Here is a 15,979-nt window from a genome sequence, read left to right as displayed (position 1 = left end):
AATACTTATCGATAAAATCTTTCTTGGCCGGCCGGCTTCGCTAATCCCCCTGATCTCCTCTGACCTCCTCCACCGGGGGACCGTTTTTGATATCCTGTACCATCGCCTGATTCACGATTTCCCGCCATGCTTCCGAGTTCGGATTCGCTAAGAGTATTCCCTGCCCTCCGCGATGAATGATTTCCAACTGATTCTTGGCCCACTCCCCTTTGTCCCTTGGTTCCATTGCCATTCGCAGCAGCAAAAGATACCATCGTTAACACAGTTACGAGTAAATTTGAAAAACCCGCAAGAAAACAACGATAACAAAAAACAGGTCAATCATGGTGGTATCTGACCATAATCGACCTGTTCTATGTAAAGCAGTAGCGTTAATTAGGGTATAAAATTCAAGCTTTGAAGTGCGTACATCGTATTGAAGAAAACTTTATACGGGTATTACATGGGTTATACGTGTTATTGGTTGAATGATGGGTTCATTTGGGACTGGGTAGCCCCCACGACCTTGGACAGATATTTTTCAACCAATAACCTCAACACTTTGCATCTTTGTTTTAAGTGATTCGATACGAAGAATTAAATCCTTAGCATCGGTAATTCCTAGCTCATCAACAATGGTATCGAAATCAAAAGACTTAATGATATTATCAACTACTTCATAGATTCGAGAAGAAAGAATCCCACTATTAATTTGTAGATTAGCTACACTAATATAAAATATCATCTTCTCGGTGTCACCCTCCTCAATCACGTTAGTAAACTCATACAAACATCGTCCTCCTGCGTGTAAAGCATTTAGACCATCGCTAATTGAATTATTAAAGACCTCGGCAATATATTCAGTTAATTCGTTATATTCCCATTCCTTCACGCCCACACCACCATTTCACTTTGCATTTTTATCATTATTTGCAAGTATGTTTACTGTGATGTTTGGGTACTCCCTTCTAAAACTCATGATTACATCAGAACAACTTTGGCAAGTAAGACGCTCTGTAAACAAGTTTATTGTCCCTTTAGCATTTTTGTTATCTCCAAGTTGAAATGCAATATCATTCAAAATTTCATACTCTGTGTCGTAGTCTCTTAAGTATGCTTCAGGTGTGTCAATTCTTGCATTATTGAGGTCAACCTTTTTAGCGTTAAATATTGGCTCACCTTGAGGTTACAAGGATATTCTCCGGTATCGCCCCCTTATCTGATGCTTCATTTGCAGAACTATGAGCGAAAAACTCCTTTTTATTATCACCTTGAACATCTACTTCAGCTTAACCAAAATTCCCTTATTTTCCGATTTACTTGGCAACTGTGACCGTAGCTCATTAACACGGTCTAGGATACCGGATAAGTCTCTAAGTTTACCCGTCCCCTCAGTAGGTTTAAAATCATCCACGCTCACCAGCTCACTGTGATTAGGTAAAGGCTTCATTTCACCTATCTCTACTCCGGCCATGAAGTGACGAAATCTTAATACGGGGCTGATGAGGGTTAAGTCTAATTGAGTTGTACCGCCCGATTCATTCGGCACTGAGTGGGGCTATTCATAAGCCACCAAGATGGAGCGTGAATAGACATGAGGGTATTCCAATATTACTTCTGGGACAGCCTCACTTTTAAATTAAGTACATCAGCATTGAATTCATCGAAATCATCTTGTAATTCCTCTTTATAGATTTGCATATGTTCTTCTTCAAGCAATTCATTTAGACGTTGTTGCATAAAATCAATATTCTCATTCTTGTCAATCATAATAAGGGCATAATTAACATAAATACAACACTCGTTTGCTTGTGTAAATTCTGGACGATGTTCACTTTCACCCAATATCGCATATAAACTATCTTTGACTGGGTAATTCATATCTTCATGAAACATCATAAAACAGTCCATAACGTCGTCTTTAAGCTCTGGATATGTAAGTATCATACTTTTCCCCCCTGATTATTTTGTAAAGATATTTAGTTCGATATTCGGAAACATTCTTCTAAACTCAAGGATAACATTCGAACAACTTTGACAAGCCGGGAGTTCGGTATATAGGTCTATTTTCCCTCTAATACTTGGATTTTTTATTTGAGAAGCAATATCCTCTAAAATTTTAGCCTCCGTATCATGAAACCTATCGAACTCTGCTCCGGGCTTTCCATCTTTTACGTAAGTCCCAAACATTCTTACTTCTGCTGACTTCTGGTAAGAAAAATCAGCTACATCTGAGCCTTTGTCACCAGACTTGTTAACTCTGCTATGTGCACTAAACTCCGTCTTTATTCCAGGTATTTTCACGTCAGCAGTGGCCATATTACCTTGTTTCTGTAAACTGGCATTCGGCATCTTATTTCTGATATCATTTATTCTATTTTGGAAATTTCCAACTTTAGAAACCTTATTACCCATCCCCTCAATCCCTTTAAACGTAGGATTAAAATCATCCACGCTCTCCAGCTCACTGTGATTAGGTAAAGGCTTCATTTCACCTACCTCTACTCCGTCCAACTCTTTTATTTTACCAAATCCGCTTCCTCCCATTCCACTAGGAGACTGAATTTGTCCATTCTTATTGGATCCACTCTTCAGATTGACGGTACCTATTCCCAAGACTTCAGTGATCCGGTCTGCACTCGCCGCGCCACGCAATGTGGCCTGGAAATCGCTTGTGAACTCACTTAGTACCGACTGCTGCTCCATTTGCATTGCAAAAAACTGGGCTTCCATCGCCTGCTGTCCCTGTGTCTTGATTCCTGGCTTCTCACCTGTAATCAGTTCATCAAGAGGGTCTACCAAATATTTGTCAATAAAGTCCTTCTTGGCCGGCCGGCTTCGCCAATCCGCCTGGTCTCCTCTGACCTCCTCCACTGGGGGGCCGTCTTTGATATTCTGTACCATCGCCTGATTCACGATTCCCCGCCAAGCTTCCGAGTTTGGATTCGCTAAGAGTATTCCCTGCCCTCCGCGATGAATGATTTCCAACTGGTTCTTGGCCCACTCCCCTTTGTCCCCGGGTTCCATCGCCATTCGCAGCAGCAAAAGATACGCTTCATCCTGATCTAACGGTACGCTGCTAGTCGTAATCGACGGATCATAGTCACACGCTTTAACCGCGGGCTGCTTGAAATCCGCGCTTAGATCCTTCTCCGCACGGTACTGGACTTCGTCTACACCCAGGGATTCCAGCCTCTTGCGTGCGTCTTCTGCCAGCTTGTGCACCGCGTTCATTTGAGCATTATTTCCAAATGCCTGGTATACCTCATAGGCCGTCTGCGCCTTGGCAATTACATCACGCGCTTCGTAGATATCTTTCAGCTTGCTTTGCGCCGCAATGCTCTCTGTGGTCCCGAAGCTAAACTTTTGGATGATATTTTGCAGCTTCTGCACCGTAGGATCGCTGTGCAGTCCATCCCGTCCCATTAAAGTGGAAACTGTAGAGATCAGCTTCGTAACGGCCTGCCGGGCAAAAGAGGGAATCTGGATTCTTCCTGTCTCGCTCCCTCCCCCAAATCTGCCGAACATTCCTCCTAACAGACTGAACTGCTGTTCAAGCTGGCTCATCTGCCGTTTATTCTCGTTTTGAACGTCCTGAACTCCCTTGATAGCAGCCCTAAGGATGTCTTCCAGCTTCTCCGCATCCACCGTCAATTCATTGATTAGTACTTGCGCCTGCAGCAAGTTTTGGCCGAGCGGGATACCCCCCCAACTGTTTGCCTGGCCTTTCAACTGCAAGTACAGTTGATTGGTGTCCTGGCTCACCTGTCCTATTTTTGTTCGCAGGCGCTCGACTTCATCCTCTTTAAATACCAGTTTATTTGATGACATCTATTCCCTCCGACTTCAGCTCCGATAAGCTCACGATACGATATCCTGCAGTCAAACGATAAATCTTTATGTACTTTTCTACTGCGTTAATGAAACCACTAAAGTGATAATGAATAAATACATCATATATATCGGATTTATTTTCCATTTATTCAATGCCCTAACTATGGTTAGTCAGACTACGTAAGGGAATATCCTCAGCCCCCGCGCTTTCAAGTAGCTGTACATTGCTCAGTTGAGCAGCAAAGAAAGCGGCTCACCTCCTTTAACCTGGAGATGGGCCGCTTATTGGTGTTAGCTGCTTTTTAATTTGTAGTTTCACTTGCAGCGTCAGGCGGGGTGCCGCCTGTTCCGCCTTGAGGTGGTGTACCGCCAGCGCCGCCGCGATCCGGTCTGGTGCCTCCGCCGCCACCAAAGCCACCACCACCAGGGCCACGGCCGGTGTTAGCCGTTGTGACACCTGATTCGTTAAGCCAGGTTACGCTGCTGGAGATTTCGAACGCCACGACCTGAGTGCCTCCGCTGTACTCGCCGTCTGTGTACAATCCGTCCACTGCGGTGCCTGTCGAGGTGCCGCCTGTTGAGAGGGTATAGGATCCGCCCTTCTTCAGATCAGGGGAGCTAACAACGACTGAACGGAAATTCTTGGAGGGCGCGAAGGTCAGGATGGTGTTGCCGTCGCTGTCATCCAGATGAACCAAAGTGCCCGCCTGCTGATCTGCCGTGAAGCTCATGCTGACCGAGTACTGGCTGGAATCCTCGCTTGGTGCCTGGGCCATGCCGGCGCTGCCTGCAGCGACCAGGAAGCCGCCGGTCATATCGAAGGTGCCGTCATAATCCAGCGGACCGTTGCCGTCATTGGTAGGACCATTAACAATGGCGGTGCCGCCTGTCATAGTGAATGACCCGTTGGAATCCAGGCCGTCACCGGTGGAATCAACGGTTATCGTTCCCCCGCTGATCGTAAGCATGTTGCTGCCGGAGCTGGTGAACTGATCCTGCTGCGCTGTTCCCTGTGCAGTATTCGCGTCATTCCCGCCAGAAACGTTCACACCGTCATCGGAAGCGACTACGTGGATTTGTCCGCCGGCAATCGTGATATTGCTGCCTTCAATACCTTCATAACTCTTGGTAATATCGATGGTGCCGCCGGACAAGGAGGTCAGGCTGTCTGCATGGATGCCGTCATCTCCCGCAGTTATCTTGAATTCGCCGTCCGTAACGGAGACATTGCCGTTGCTGTGCAGAGCATCATCTGCAGAGTTCAGTGTGAAGCTGCCGCCATTCACAGTAAGGTCTCCGCCGGATTTCAATCCTTTGGCGCTCGTAGATTCCGTTTCAGCCGTTGTGGTGGTTGCCACTGCTGTAGTCACTGATGCTGTAGTCACCGTTGCTGTATCCGTCGCAGCTGCAGCCGTAGTTTTCGCCGGAGTATCATCGGATGTAGCTGCTGAGGTTCCGTCTACTGCACCCTGATCGCCGAAGCCGCCCTTACCGCCGCCCATGCCCATACCGCCAGGACCTTGTTCACCCGTCTTCGCCTCTGCGTTCTCATAGCCGCCATTCGTCACGATGTTAAATGTTCCGCCGTCAATCACTTCTGCCGTCTCCGACTGAATGCCGTCGTTACCAGCCGTAATATCGAATGTCCCGGCTGCAATCGCCACGAAGCCTTTGGCTGTATCCTCGTCATTGGTGGACTTGATACCGTCGCCTTCTGCCTTGATAGTAATATTTCCATCCATCACCGCTACCAGATCCTTGCCCACGATTCCGTCATCTGCTGCCGTAATATTCAGGGTGCCGCCCACAATTTTCAGGTCGTCCTTGCTGGAAATACCGTCCTTGTAACTTCCGGTAACCGTCAGCTTGCCGGTTCCGTTAATCGTCAGATCAGCTTTGCTGAAGATAGCTGCACCGGGTTCATCCGTGGTACTATCGGCGAACACATAGGTTGTCCCGTCTGAGACGTTGTTCTCCGTACCTTCCTGCAGAGTAATCACAACCTTGCCCGCTTCCTTAATGTAGACAGGAGCACTGTCGCTATCCTTCAGGTTCACACCGTTCAGCACCAGCCGAACGGTTCCTTTGGCCTGCTCATCCACAATAATCTGCCCGTCACTTAGTGACCCGGTGAGGATATAGGTTCCCGCTTCGGTGATCGTTACCGATCCATCCTTGGCTGTAGCACCAGCACCTTCGATCTTCGCTGTCGTCCCTGCGAGGGTAATATCGGTTGAAGCATCTGCCGTCCAGTCTGTAGTGGTATCGTCTTCGTCATACGCTACCAGGTCAGTCGTCTTGACGTTTGCCAGAGCTACAGCAGCAGTGGTTCCGCTCTGTGCACGGGTTGTAACGGCTGTACCTGTTGCCGCACGGTTCGTGGTATTGGTATTCGCTCCGGAAGTTGTGCTGCACGCCGTCATGAGTGCCGCGCTCAGCAGCACCATCCCTATCTTGCTTCCTGTAATGAAATTCTTCATATATCATCGTTCCCTTCGATTTTAGTACTCCGCGGGGGTTGGACTCATGGTCAGCGACAGATCAAGATTGCCGTTCCGGGTGCGGACCGCATCCAGGAGTTCCTTCTGGCTCGTGTACTCATCAATCGTAACGTCGTAGACCAGCTCGTATAAGCTGCCTAGCTCGGTGGTTCTAATCTTTTTCAGCTCAAAGCGGACATTGAATTTCTCGAACACTTCAGCAAATGCCTCTTCATACCCCAAATCCTCGGGAATGGTTACCTTCAGCGTTTTCTGCTGCGACTTTCTTACACCGAAGCCGGTGCGGTTCAGGATGAACATCAGCACGCAGAGAATGAGGGTGAACAGTATCGCGTAGCCGAAGGAACCCACCCCGCAAGCCAGGCCCGAAGCCATGGTGAACAGAACAAATGTGATGTCCTTCGGATCGCCAGGCGCGCTGCGGAAGCGGATAATCGAGAAGGCACCGGCAAGGCTGAAGGCGCGGGCTACGTTGCTGCCAATCAGCAGAATAATGATCGCCACAATCACCGGCAGCAGGACCATCGTGAGCGTGAAGCTTTGCGAATATCCCCCCGGATTGGTCTTCATATAGGTGAAGCTGATTATTCCTCCGAGTGCAATCGCTATAAGTATGGTTAGAATCGCGTTGATAAAGGTTAATTCTGTTGTCGCTGTAGCGGCTGAGAACATAGAGTCAAGCATAAAGGGCACTCTCCGTTTCTATTCTGCTGTTCTTGAGCATTTTTTTATATTCATTGCCGTATTTGGAGAAGCTGGTGCGGTACATTTGGTGCTCCGAGAGCATCTTGGCCAGCCAGACCGGAATCGTCTTCTCGGCCTTCACTTCCATCAGCCATTGCCCCGGTTCCAGCAGAGGTTCGCCATAGGCACCGCGCTCCAGCTTCACATCGTACCGCCGGCTTCTGATATTCGTGTCGAAGGTGATCCGCAAATCACGGTTATTTTTGCAGAAAAGCGCTTTGCGGTCATAGGACAGATACAACTTGGGCTGCAGATCGTACCGGGTTAGCATGTACTTGATCTCCCCGATCACCTGCTTGTTCATGTAATCCTTGAATTCCGGCTCCACGCCTGTGGAGACGAAATCGTAAGCCTCCTGCAGCTTAAGCGAGGTTCTTCTTTTATTGACCAGGCCGAACACCTTTTTCTTAATTTCCAGATACACCTTGGTGTCCTGGTTCGGAGTGCCGTAAGCTCTTATGCGGAGCTTTTCCTTGTATTTCGGCTTCGCCAGGCTGCTGCGGATCAGGGAATCATGAGCGGTGTCATAATAAAGATTCGTAATCGGGTAGAATTCATGCTGCTTGTTGTAAGCATCCGGCTCCATATATTCCAGCAGATCATAGTAGAGTTTCAGATAAGCAGCATGATCGAGCAGATATTTGTTCTCGTATCGGTTGAATACCTCAATCGCCATAGGGTTCAGATCCTTTCGTAGTGGAGTGTCTCATAAGTGCTTTTATGTGCTGTATGTGTGTGTTCCATGTGTGTCCCGCTTGCTTATGAATGTATCTTAGTCCCGGAACCTTTAATGAATCTTAAATGAGTTTACACCCCCTTGATCTTTTTACATTGGCTTAACAAATGGGCTGTGCTCCCAGGATTCTTCATCTATAGCGCACCTGCACAGAAAATCCGGTTAAGGTTGGTTAAAGGTAAGCTTGCTATAATGGCTTAAGTAATCAGCAAACTTTCTAGGCAGAGGATGGGCATACCCATGAGGATATTAATAGTGGAAGACGAAGTGCATCTGGCGGAAGCCTTGACTCAAATATTGAAGAAACAGAACTATTCCGTGGACGCGGTCCATGACGGAAGAACGGGGCTGGACTATGCACAGAGCGGGATCTATGACCTGCTGCTGCTGGATATTATGTTGCCGGAAATGGATGGAATCACTGTGCTGAAGAAGCTCCGCGGCGAAGGCGTATCCACGCCTGTTATCATGCTGACCGCCAAAGGTGAGATTACCGATATGGTGACGGGGCTTGATTATGGAGCCGATGATTATATCGCCAAGCCCTTCTCGTCGGAGGAGCTGATGGCCAGAATACGTGCGGCGCTGCGGCGCAAAGGCGAGGTCATCCCGGATGATGCCCTGAAGCTGGGGGATATGGAGCTGAATACGGCGAACCTGCGGCTCTCTGTAAAAGGCAAGGAGATCAAGCTGAATCTGAAGGAGAACGAGCTGCTGGAGCTGCTGATCCTGAGGAAGCAGGCAGTAACCTCGAAGGAGCAGATCATTGAGAAGCTGTGGGGCTTCGACTCCGAGGCAGAGCATAATAATGTGGAGGTATACATCTCTTTTTTGCGAAAAAAACTGACCTTCCTGAACTCAGAGGTACGCATTAACACGATCCGAAACGTCGGCTATGTATTAGAGGTGACCTGCTGATGTTCACAAAGCTCAGAAACCGGTTCTTAATTCTTAATCTGACCACCATCTCTGTAATGATGCTGATTGCCTTCGCCACGATCTATGTGATCATGTACCTGAATGTGAAAAACGACATTAATATGGATCTGCACCGGATTGCTGACTACCAGCAGAAGGGCCCGGGCGATGCAGGTCATCCAGGCTCCGCTGACGGAATTCCGCCCAAAGACAACGGGCCGATGCAGGGCGGGGATCAGCCGCCAGAGCGCTCCATTTCCTTCACGGTGACTACCGACTCAACCGGGAAGCTGATCGATAAGGAATCCAAATTTACAATGGACGAGGAATTCTATACGGCTGCGCTGAAGGAGGCCCTTAGCGTAGGCAAGGATATTGGACGCTTCACCCTGGATGACAGCCGGTGGATCTTCACGGTCAAGCATGTTGGCAGCGGGGAAGTCATTGTCTTCCTGGATATCACTGCCCAGCAGAAAATCCTTACCAACCTGATCTATACCTTCACTGCTGTCGGCCTTCTGATGCTGATCATTCTCTACTTCACCAGCCGCTTCTTCGCCAACCGCTCGATTGCGCCGGTCCGGGAAGCCTTTGACAAGCAGAAGCAGTTCATCGCCGATGCCTCCCATGAGCTGAAGACACCACTGACGATCATCAATACCAATGCCGACGTGCTGCTGTCGAACAGTGACGATACGATCGGCAATCAGGCGAAGTGGCTGCAGTATATCAAATCGGAGACGGAGCGGATGACCCGGCTGACCAATGATTTGCTGTACCTGACGGAAATGGACGATACCCGGACAAGCATGATCCACAGCAGGTTCAATATGAGCGATGCCGTAGAGAATATCATTTTGACCATGGAGGCCGTCATTTTTGAGAAGCACATTTCTTTCGAATATGATATCGAACCGGACCTGACCGTACAGGGCAACAGCGAGCAGCTCATGCAGGTGGTCATGATTCTTCTCGATAACGCCGTGAAATACACCAACCCCAAGGGCTCGGTAGCGGTCACGTTAAAAAAACAGAATACCGATGTGCTGCTGTGCGTCTCGAACACCGGGGATGGCATTGCCGCGGAGCATCTGACCCGCATCTTCGACCGCTTCTACCGTACGGATACTTCCCGAGCGCGCAAGCAAGGCGGTTACGGCCTGGGCCTCGCCATTGCCAAGTCGATTGTGGATCAGCACAAGGGGAAAATCTATGCCAAAAGTGTGGCCGGGGAGTCTACTTCATTTTATGTGCAGCTCTCTTGAGAGGCAGCAAAGACCTGCATAGTTTATGTTAGATTATATAACACAAAATCCATTAATTAGGCTATTATAAGCATAAAAATTAATATTTTTAAATTTTTATGTTATAGTTGTTGACATTTCTTATCGAGCTAATTATATTGACAATATAAGATTTCAACGACACAACATTGTGTCAACGAAGGACGCAGGCCGTTTCTGCCCACAATGCTGTGGCCGGATAGCTTGCACCGGTATTCTTACATCACTTATACAGTCAGTCACGATGACGTGGCTGCAATTGGCAACGGGGCCGATTAACAAGATCCGCGAGTCTGCGGGTTCTGTCAGTCGGCCCTTTTTTGTCGATTCACTTACTTGGGGTTCATTTAAAGGAGGATGTCAGCAATGGAAGCAAAGAATTTTCGCAAGGCGGGTCATGCCCCGAGTTTGTTCTCAGCTTTTTTGTACTTTGACGTAAGCTTTATGATCTGGGTGCTGTGCGGAGCTCTATCGCTCTACATTACCAAGGACTTCGGATTATCGGATACTCAAAAAGCAGCCATGGTCGCCATTCCTATCCTCGGCGGCTCGATATTCCGGATTCCAATGGGCATTCTGGCTGACCGCATCGGCAGTAAAAAGGCAGGTCTGCTCGGGATGTTCCTCACCGTTATCCCTCTTCTGTGGGGATGGCTGGGCGGAACCAGCCTGCTGCAGATTCATATGATCGGATTCCTGCTCGGTTTTGCAGGTGCAAGCTTTGCCGTATCGCTGTCTCTTGCAAGCCGCTGGTACCCTCCGCAATATCAGGGGCTGGCGATGGGCATTGCCGGCGCAGGGAACAGCGGAACCGCGCTGGCTACCTTTTTCGGGCCGCAGATCGCCCAGGCCTACGGCTGGCACAGTGTATTTGGGATTGCGCTGATTCCTCTGGCGATCGTGATGATTGTTTTTGCCATATTGGCTAAAGATGCCCCGAATGCCCCTGCGCCCAAACCGCTCAAAGACTACCTCAGCGTCTTCAGACATGCGGATACCTGGTGGTTCTCGATGTTCTATGCCATTACCTTCGGCGGGTTTGTCGGATTCGCCAACTATGCGAGCATTTTCTTCTATGATGTGTACGGCGACGGTGTACACTCCGGGGGCCTGACCAAAATTCAGGTGGGATACCTGGTCACCATTACCGTTATTGCGGGCAGCTTCTTCCGGCCTTTAGGCGGCTGGATCGCGGACCGGATTGGCGGCATGCGCCTGCTTCTTGTTTTGTACAGTGTCATTTCGGTATGTGCGTTTGCTATTGCATCCATGCCCGGTTCATTCCTGGTGATGCTGCTCTATACCAGCGTAATGATGGCCTGCCTCGGGATGGGGAACGGCTCAGTCTTTCAGATTATCCCTCAGCGCTTCTCCAGCGAGATCGGAGTCATTACCGGAATTGTCGGTGCTGCCGGAGGTCTTGGCGGATATTTGCTGCCGACGTATGTCCTGGGCCCGCTGAAGCAGTCCACAGGATCACAGGTCACCGGATTCCTGGTGGTCGGCTCCATTGTCCTCCTTACCACCCTTATCTTTTTCGCGGTCACCAGATCCTGGAGAAAATCCTGGGCGAAGGCGGAATCAGGGGTTAATTTCTAATCAGCTTGTACAGAAAACTTCGGGGCGGTGAACTCACATGACAACTGGCTTAATCAAAAGCGTCTGTCCATACTGCGGGGTTGGCTGCGGGATCGTACTCGAAGTATCGGATAACCGGGTGGTCAAAATCACCGGGGACAAGGAGCATCCGGCCAACTTCGGCCGGCTGTGCACCAAAGGCAGTACGGCAGCCGCCGCGATCACCGAATCCGGCCGGATGGAGTATGCCTACAGCCGCCCTTCCCGGGGAACTGAACCTGTAAAAATGGAAATCAATGCAGCCATCACCGATACCGCGCAGCGACTGCGCAGCATTCTGGAGGAACATGGTCCGGACGCCCTCTCCGTCTATGTATCAGGCCAAATGTCGCTGGAGGCCCAGTACCTGATTAACAAGCTGGCCAAGGGCTTCATCCGCACACCAAATATTGAGTCCAATTCACGTCTGTGTATGGCAGGTGCCGGCAACGGCTACAAGCTCTCCCTGGGAGCGGATGGGCCTCCGGGTTCTTATCAGGATATAGATCAAACAGATGTGTTCTTCGTTATAGGCGCCAATATGGCCGATTGTCATCCGATTCTGTTCCTGCGGATGATGGACCGGGTGAAGAGCGGAGCCAAGCTGATTGTCGTGGACCCCCGGCGGACGGCTACTGCGGAGAAAGCAGACCTGTTCATGCAGATCAAACCCGGAACGGATCTCGCCCTGCTGAACGGGCTGCTGCATCTGCTGGTCAAGAACGGACATACAGATCCGGCCTTTATCACCCGGTTCACCTCGGGTATTGAGAGCATGGAGGCATTCCTGGAGGACTATCCGCCGGATAAAGTCTCCGAAATTACCGGTATCCCGGAAGCGGATATCCGGCAGACGGCTGATTGGATCGGTGAGGCCCCGGAGTGGATGTCCTGCTGGACTATGGGTCTCAACCAGAGCATTCACGGCACCTGGCACACGAATGCCATCTGCAACCTGCATCTGGCTACAGGAGCCATCTGCCGTCCGGGGAGCGGCCCCTTCTCCCTCACCGGCCAGCCCAATGCCATGGGCGGTCGGGAGATGGGCTACATGGGGCCGGGTTTGCCCGGGCAGCGTTCTCTGGTATCTGAGGCTGACCGCAGCTTCATAGAGAAGCTGTGGGAAATCCCCCAAGCCACTCTTCGAACGGATGTTAGCGGCGGCACCATTTCCATGTTCGAAAGCATGATCACAGGCAAGATCAAAGCCTGCTGGATCATCTGTACCAATCCGGTGGCTACCGTTCCCAACCGCAAGAAGGTCATCGCTGCCCTGGAAGCGGTTGAGCTGGTCATTACCCAGGACAGCTTCCTGGATACCGAGACCAACCGGTATGCGGATATCCTGCTGCCCGGAGCCTTATGGGCTGAAGGTGAAGGGGTGATGATTAATTCGGAGCGCAACCTGACCCTGATGCAGCAAGCCGTCGAGCCGCCCGGAGAGGCCATGCCGGACTGGCACCTTATCGCCCGGGTCGCCGCTGAAATGGGCTATGCGGAGGCTTTCTCCTACTCTTCATCGGAAGAGGTCTATGCAGAAATCCAGCAAGCCTGGAATCCGAAAACAGGATACGACCTGCGCGGGGCGACCTACGCACGGCTTCGGGAGACACCAGTACAGTGGCCAAGTGCGCCAGATCAGCCGAACGACCGGAATCCCATCCGGTATTTGAACCGTCAGGGCGGTATTGACGGAAGTGAGCGTCCAAGTGACAGTTCTCCGGATATCGTGTTCCCGACAGAAAACGGGAAAGCCGTATTCTGGGCACGTCCGTATATGCCGCCTGCAGAGATGCCGGACAGCGAGTACTCCTTTGTACTGAATTCCGGCCGCTTGCAGCACCAGTGGCATACGCTGACCAAAACAGGCAAGGTTCCAAAGCTCAATAAATTGAACCCGGGGCCCTTTGTGGAAATTCACCCGGAAGACGCAGGGGTGCTGGGAATTAAAGACCGGGAGCCGGTGGAGCTGCGTTCGCGGCGGGGGCTGGCCATTCTCCCGGCGGTCCTTTCAGACCGTGTTCGCCCCGGGAACTGCTTTGCCCCTTTCCACTGGAATGATGTCTTTGGATCACAGCTGGCGGTCAATGACGTTACCAATGATGCCGTTGACCCTATGTCCTTACAGCCCGAGTTGAAATTCTGCGCTGTGTCACTCGTCAAGGCGGCTGGCCAGCCCGCCGGGGAATTGCATACGCCGGATATGGACAGCAATCCGGCTTCAACCCCAGCCGGCGCTGAGACCGCCCGCCCGAAGGAGGCCATAACGATGAAGCAGCTCGACACGCTCGCTGGCGTGCTTGGGATTGAAGCCCCTGCCGCCCTGACTCTGGATCGCCATGAACAGGCTTATCTGTCCGGCTTCATCACTAGCCTGCGCACCGAGGCTGGCCGGTCCGTATCCGGCATTCCGGTTCTGCCGCCCACCGCGCCTTTTGAAGCACCCACCCGCTTCTTTGTGGATGGCCTGCTCGCGGGTATGTTCTCCCGGACTTCGGTACCCGGAGTAGAAGCTTACTCCAGAACTGAACCGTTCACGGGTTCAGCTCCATCAGAGACCGCTCCATTCCCGGACAGTGCCACAACAACCAAGCTTCCGGTAACCATCCTTTGGGCGTCACAGACCGGAAATGCGGAGGGTGCAGCCATTGACTGTGCCAAAAAGCTACAGCAAGCCGGTTATGATGTGCGGCTCGTAAATATGAATCATTATGCCGTGAGTGATCTGGCAGGGAACCGGTTTGTCCTGTTCATTGCCAGCACCTTCGGAGCCGGCGATCCTCCGGACAATGGAGAAAGCTTCTTCCAATCGCTCAAGGCAGAGAATGCCCCACAGCTTCTGGATCTGCATTATGCCGTGCTTGCTTTCGGGGATTCCAATTACGATCTCTTTTGCGGCTTCGGGCGGAATCTGGACACCCGTCTCGCGGAGCTTGGCGCACAGCGGCTGCTTGATTGTGCCCATTGCGATACAGACTTTCAGGAGCAGGTGGATGCATGGACGAATGATATCTCTGCACTGTTGAGCGGATTTACAAGCAGCCCAAAGCCCGGTGTACCTGCCGCAGCAAGCGATAACTCGTCCCCTCAGCTTGCCGTATCCGCTCAGGTTGCCCCAAGTTCGGAACCACGCGGATATCACCGGAACCACCCGGTACCTTCACGCCTGCTATTCAAGCAGAACCTGAACCAAGCCGGATCTGAAAAAGAAACCCGTCACTACGCCTTCGACCTCACGCCTACCGGAGTGCAGTTCGAAGCAGGCGATGCGCTGGGCGTGTGGCCTGCCAATTGTCCGGATCTGGCCCGTAATCTGCTGGATACGCTGGGCATTGAGCCCTCTACCCCGGTAAGGGTCAAAGGCCAGGAAGAAATGCCGGTAACCGAAGCACTACTGCGTCATTTCGAGATTGCCCGGGTGACACCGGATATGCTCCGGTTCATCCGGGACCGTACTCAGGATGCCCGGTTAAGTAAACTCCTCGACAGTGAGAACCTGGCGGACCTCAAGCAATGGCTGTGGGGCCGTCAGCTGATCGATGTGCTGCAGGAATTCCCGGTTTCCCTCAGCGCACAGGAGCTTTTGGAACAGCTCAAGCCTTTACAGCCCCGCCTCTATTCGATTTCTTCCAGCCCGAAAGCCAATCCGAACGAGGTCCATATTACAGTGTCCACCGTTCGCTACGAGAACAACGGCAGCGCCCGCAAGGGAGTATGCTCCACATTTCTCGCGGACCTCGCTACAGAGGATACGGATATTCCCATTTTTATCCAAAAGAATGCCCATTTCCGCCCGCCGGCTAATCCCAATGCCCCGATGATTATGATCGGACCGGGTACAGGCATCGCTCCATTCCGCGGCTTCCTTCAGGATCGGAAGGCATCCGGGGCGAAGGGCAAGAATTGGCTGATCTTCGGGGAACAGCGGGAAGACCGTGATTTTTATTTCCGCGATGAGCTTGAAGCTCTCCGGAAGGAAGGCTTTCTACATCGGCTGGATACTGCCTTTTCGCGTGATCAGGCGGACAAAATCTATGTACAACACCGCATCCTTGAGCATGGAGCCGAACTCTGGGCCTGGCTTCAGAAAGGCGCGCATTTCTACGTATGCGGAGATGCCCAGCAAATGGCCAAAGAAGTAGATGCCGCACTGAAGACGGTAATCCGGCAGCACGGCGGCATGACAGCGGATGAAGCGAATCATTATGTACAAGAAATGTCGTTAACCAAGCGGTATGCGCGGGATGTCTATTAAGCAGACTATGGATCAGCGGGTACACACATAAGAATGTTGGATTACAAGGAAAAATAATGCATAAAATCGTCCGGCAACGCTCAACCTACAGGTTAGCGTCCTTGCGGCGCGC

At 51.1% G+C, this 15,979-nt stretch carries 12 protein-coding genes; 4 read left to right on the top strand and 8 right to left on the bottom strand.

Translation table 11 applies throughout. The features are described 5' to 3' along the window. Positions 1 to 40: 40 nt before the first annotated feature. From A3848_RS28100 to A3848_RS28060, 8 genes are all read right to left on the bottom strand, one after another. A complete protein-coding gene (locus A3848_RS28100) occupies positions 41 to 232 on the bottom strand; it encodes a hypothetical protein (RefSeq protein ID WP_143186112.1) in 192 nt (63 codons plus the stop codon). A 288-nt stretch (positions 233 to 520) separates the two neighbouring features. Further along, a complete protein-coding gene (locus A3848_RS28095; RefSeq protein WP_074088337.1) occupies positions 521 to 871 on the bottom strand; it encodes an Imm3 family immunity protein in 351 nt (116 codons plus the stop codon). Between the two features lie 15 nt (positions 872 to 886). Then, the gene (locus A3848_RS33520; RefSeq protein WP_083609419.1) at positions 887 to 1,150 is read right to left on the bottom strand and encodes a deaminase domain-containing protein; all 264 of its coding nucleotides are present in this window, start codon (positions 1,148 to 1,150) and stop codon (positions 887 to 889) included. A gap of 440 nt (positions 1,151 to 1,590) precedes the next feature. After that, positions 1,591 to 1,926, bottom strand: coding sequence for a hypothetical protein (locus A3848_RS28085; protein ID WP_074088336.1), 336 nt, complete (start codon positions 1,924 to 1,926; stop codon positions 1,591 to 1,593). 15 nt (positions 1,927 to 1,941) lie between these two features. Beyond that, a complete protein-coding gene (locus tag A3848_RS33220; RefSeq protein ID WP_256701389.1) occupies positions 1,942 to 3,810 on the bottom strand; it encodes a deaminase domain-containing protein in 1,869 nt (622 codons plus the stop codon). A 305-nt stretch (positions 3,811 to 4,115) separates the two neighbouring features. Beyond that, positions 4,116 to 6,293 carry a carbohydrate-binding domain-containing protein gene (locus A3848_RS28070; protein WP_074088335.1) on the bottom strand — a complete coding sequence of 726 codons (2,178 nt, stop codon included), beginning with the start codon at positions 6,291 to 6,293 and terminating at the stop codon, positions 4,116 to 4,118. Positions 6,294 to 6,314: 21 nt separating this feature from the next. After that, positions 6,315 to 6,998, bottom strand: a complete 684-nt coding sequence (locus A3848_RS28065) for a DUF4956 domain-containing protein (protein WP_074088334.1) — start codon at positions 6,996 to 6,998, stop codon at positions 6,315 to 6,317. Further along, positions 6,991 to 7,734, bottom strand: coding sequence for a polyphosphate polymerase domain-containing protein (locus A3848_RS28060; RefSeq protein ID WP_074088333.1), 744 nt, complete (start codon positions 7,732 to 7,734; stop codon positions 6,991 to 6,993). Before A3848_RS28060 ends, A3848_RS28065 begins: the two co-directional genes overlap by 8 nt. Before the next feature lie 300 nt (positions 7,735 to 8,034). Between A3848_RS28060 and A3848_RS28055 the strand changes: the two genes are divergently transcribed. From A3848_RS28055 to A3848_RS28040, 4 genes are all read left to right on the top strand, one after another. Then, positions 8,035 to 8,712, top strand: a complete 678-nt coding sequence (locus A3848_RS28055) for a response regulator transcription factor (protein WP_074088332.1) — start codon at positions 8,035 to 8,037, stop codon at positions 8,710 to 8,712. Then, on the top strand, positions 8,712 to 9,977 hold the full coding sequence (locus A3848_RS28050) for a sensor histidine kinase (protein WP_074088331.1): 1,266 nt from the start codon (positions 8,712 to 8,714) through the stop codon (positions 9,975 to 9,977). Before A3848_RS28055 ends, A3848_RS28050 begins: the two co-directional genes overlap by 1 nt. A 384-nt stretch (positions 9,978 to 10,361) precedes the next feature. Continuing rightward, positions 10,362 to 11,594, top strand: coding sequence for an MFS transporter (locus A3848_RS28045; RefSeq protein WP_074088330.1), 1,233 nt, complete (start codon positions 10,362 to 10,364; stop codon positions 11,592 to 11,594). 37 nt (positions 11,595 to 11,631) lie between these two features. Further along, positions 11,632 to 15,867, top strand: coding sequence for a sulfite reductase subunit alpha (locus A3848_RS28040; protein ID WP_074088329.1), 4,236 nt, complete (start codon positions 11,632 to 11,634; stop codon positions 15,865 to 15,867). The last annotated feature ends 112 nt before the right edge of the window (positions 15,868 to 15,979 follow it).

It is taken from the genome of Paenibacillus sp. P32E (genome assembly GCF_001909085.1).
Classification (GTDB): domain Bacteria; phylum Bacillota; class Bacilli; order Paenibacillales; family Paenibacillaceae; genus Paenibacillus_AQ; species Paenibacillus_AQ helianthi.
Note: the sequence above shows the minus strand (reverse complement) of the source record. Positions and strands in the feature narration are given on the sequence as shown.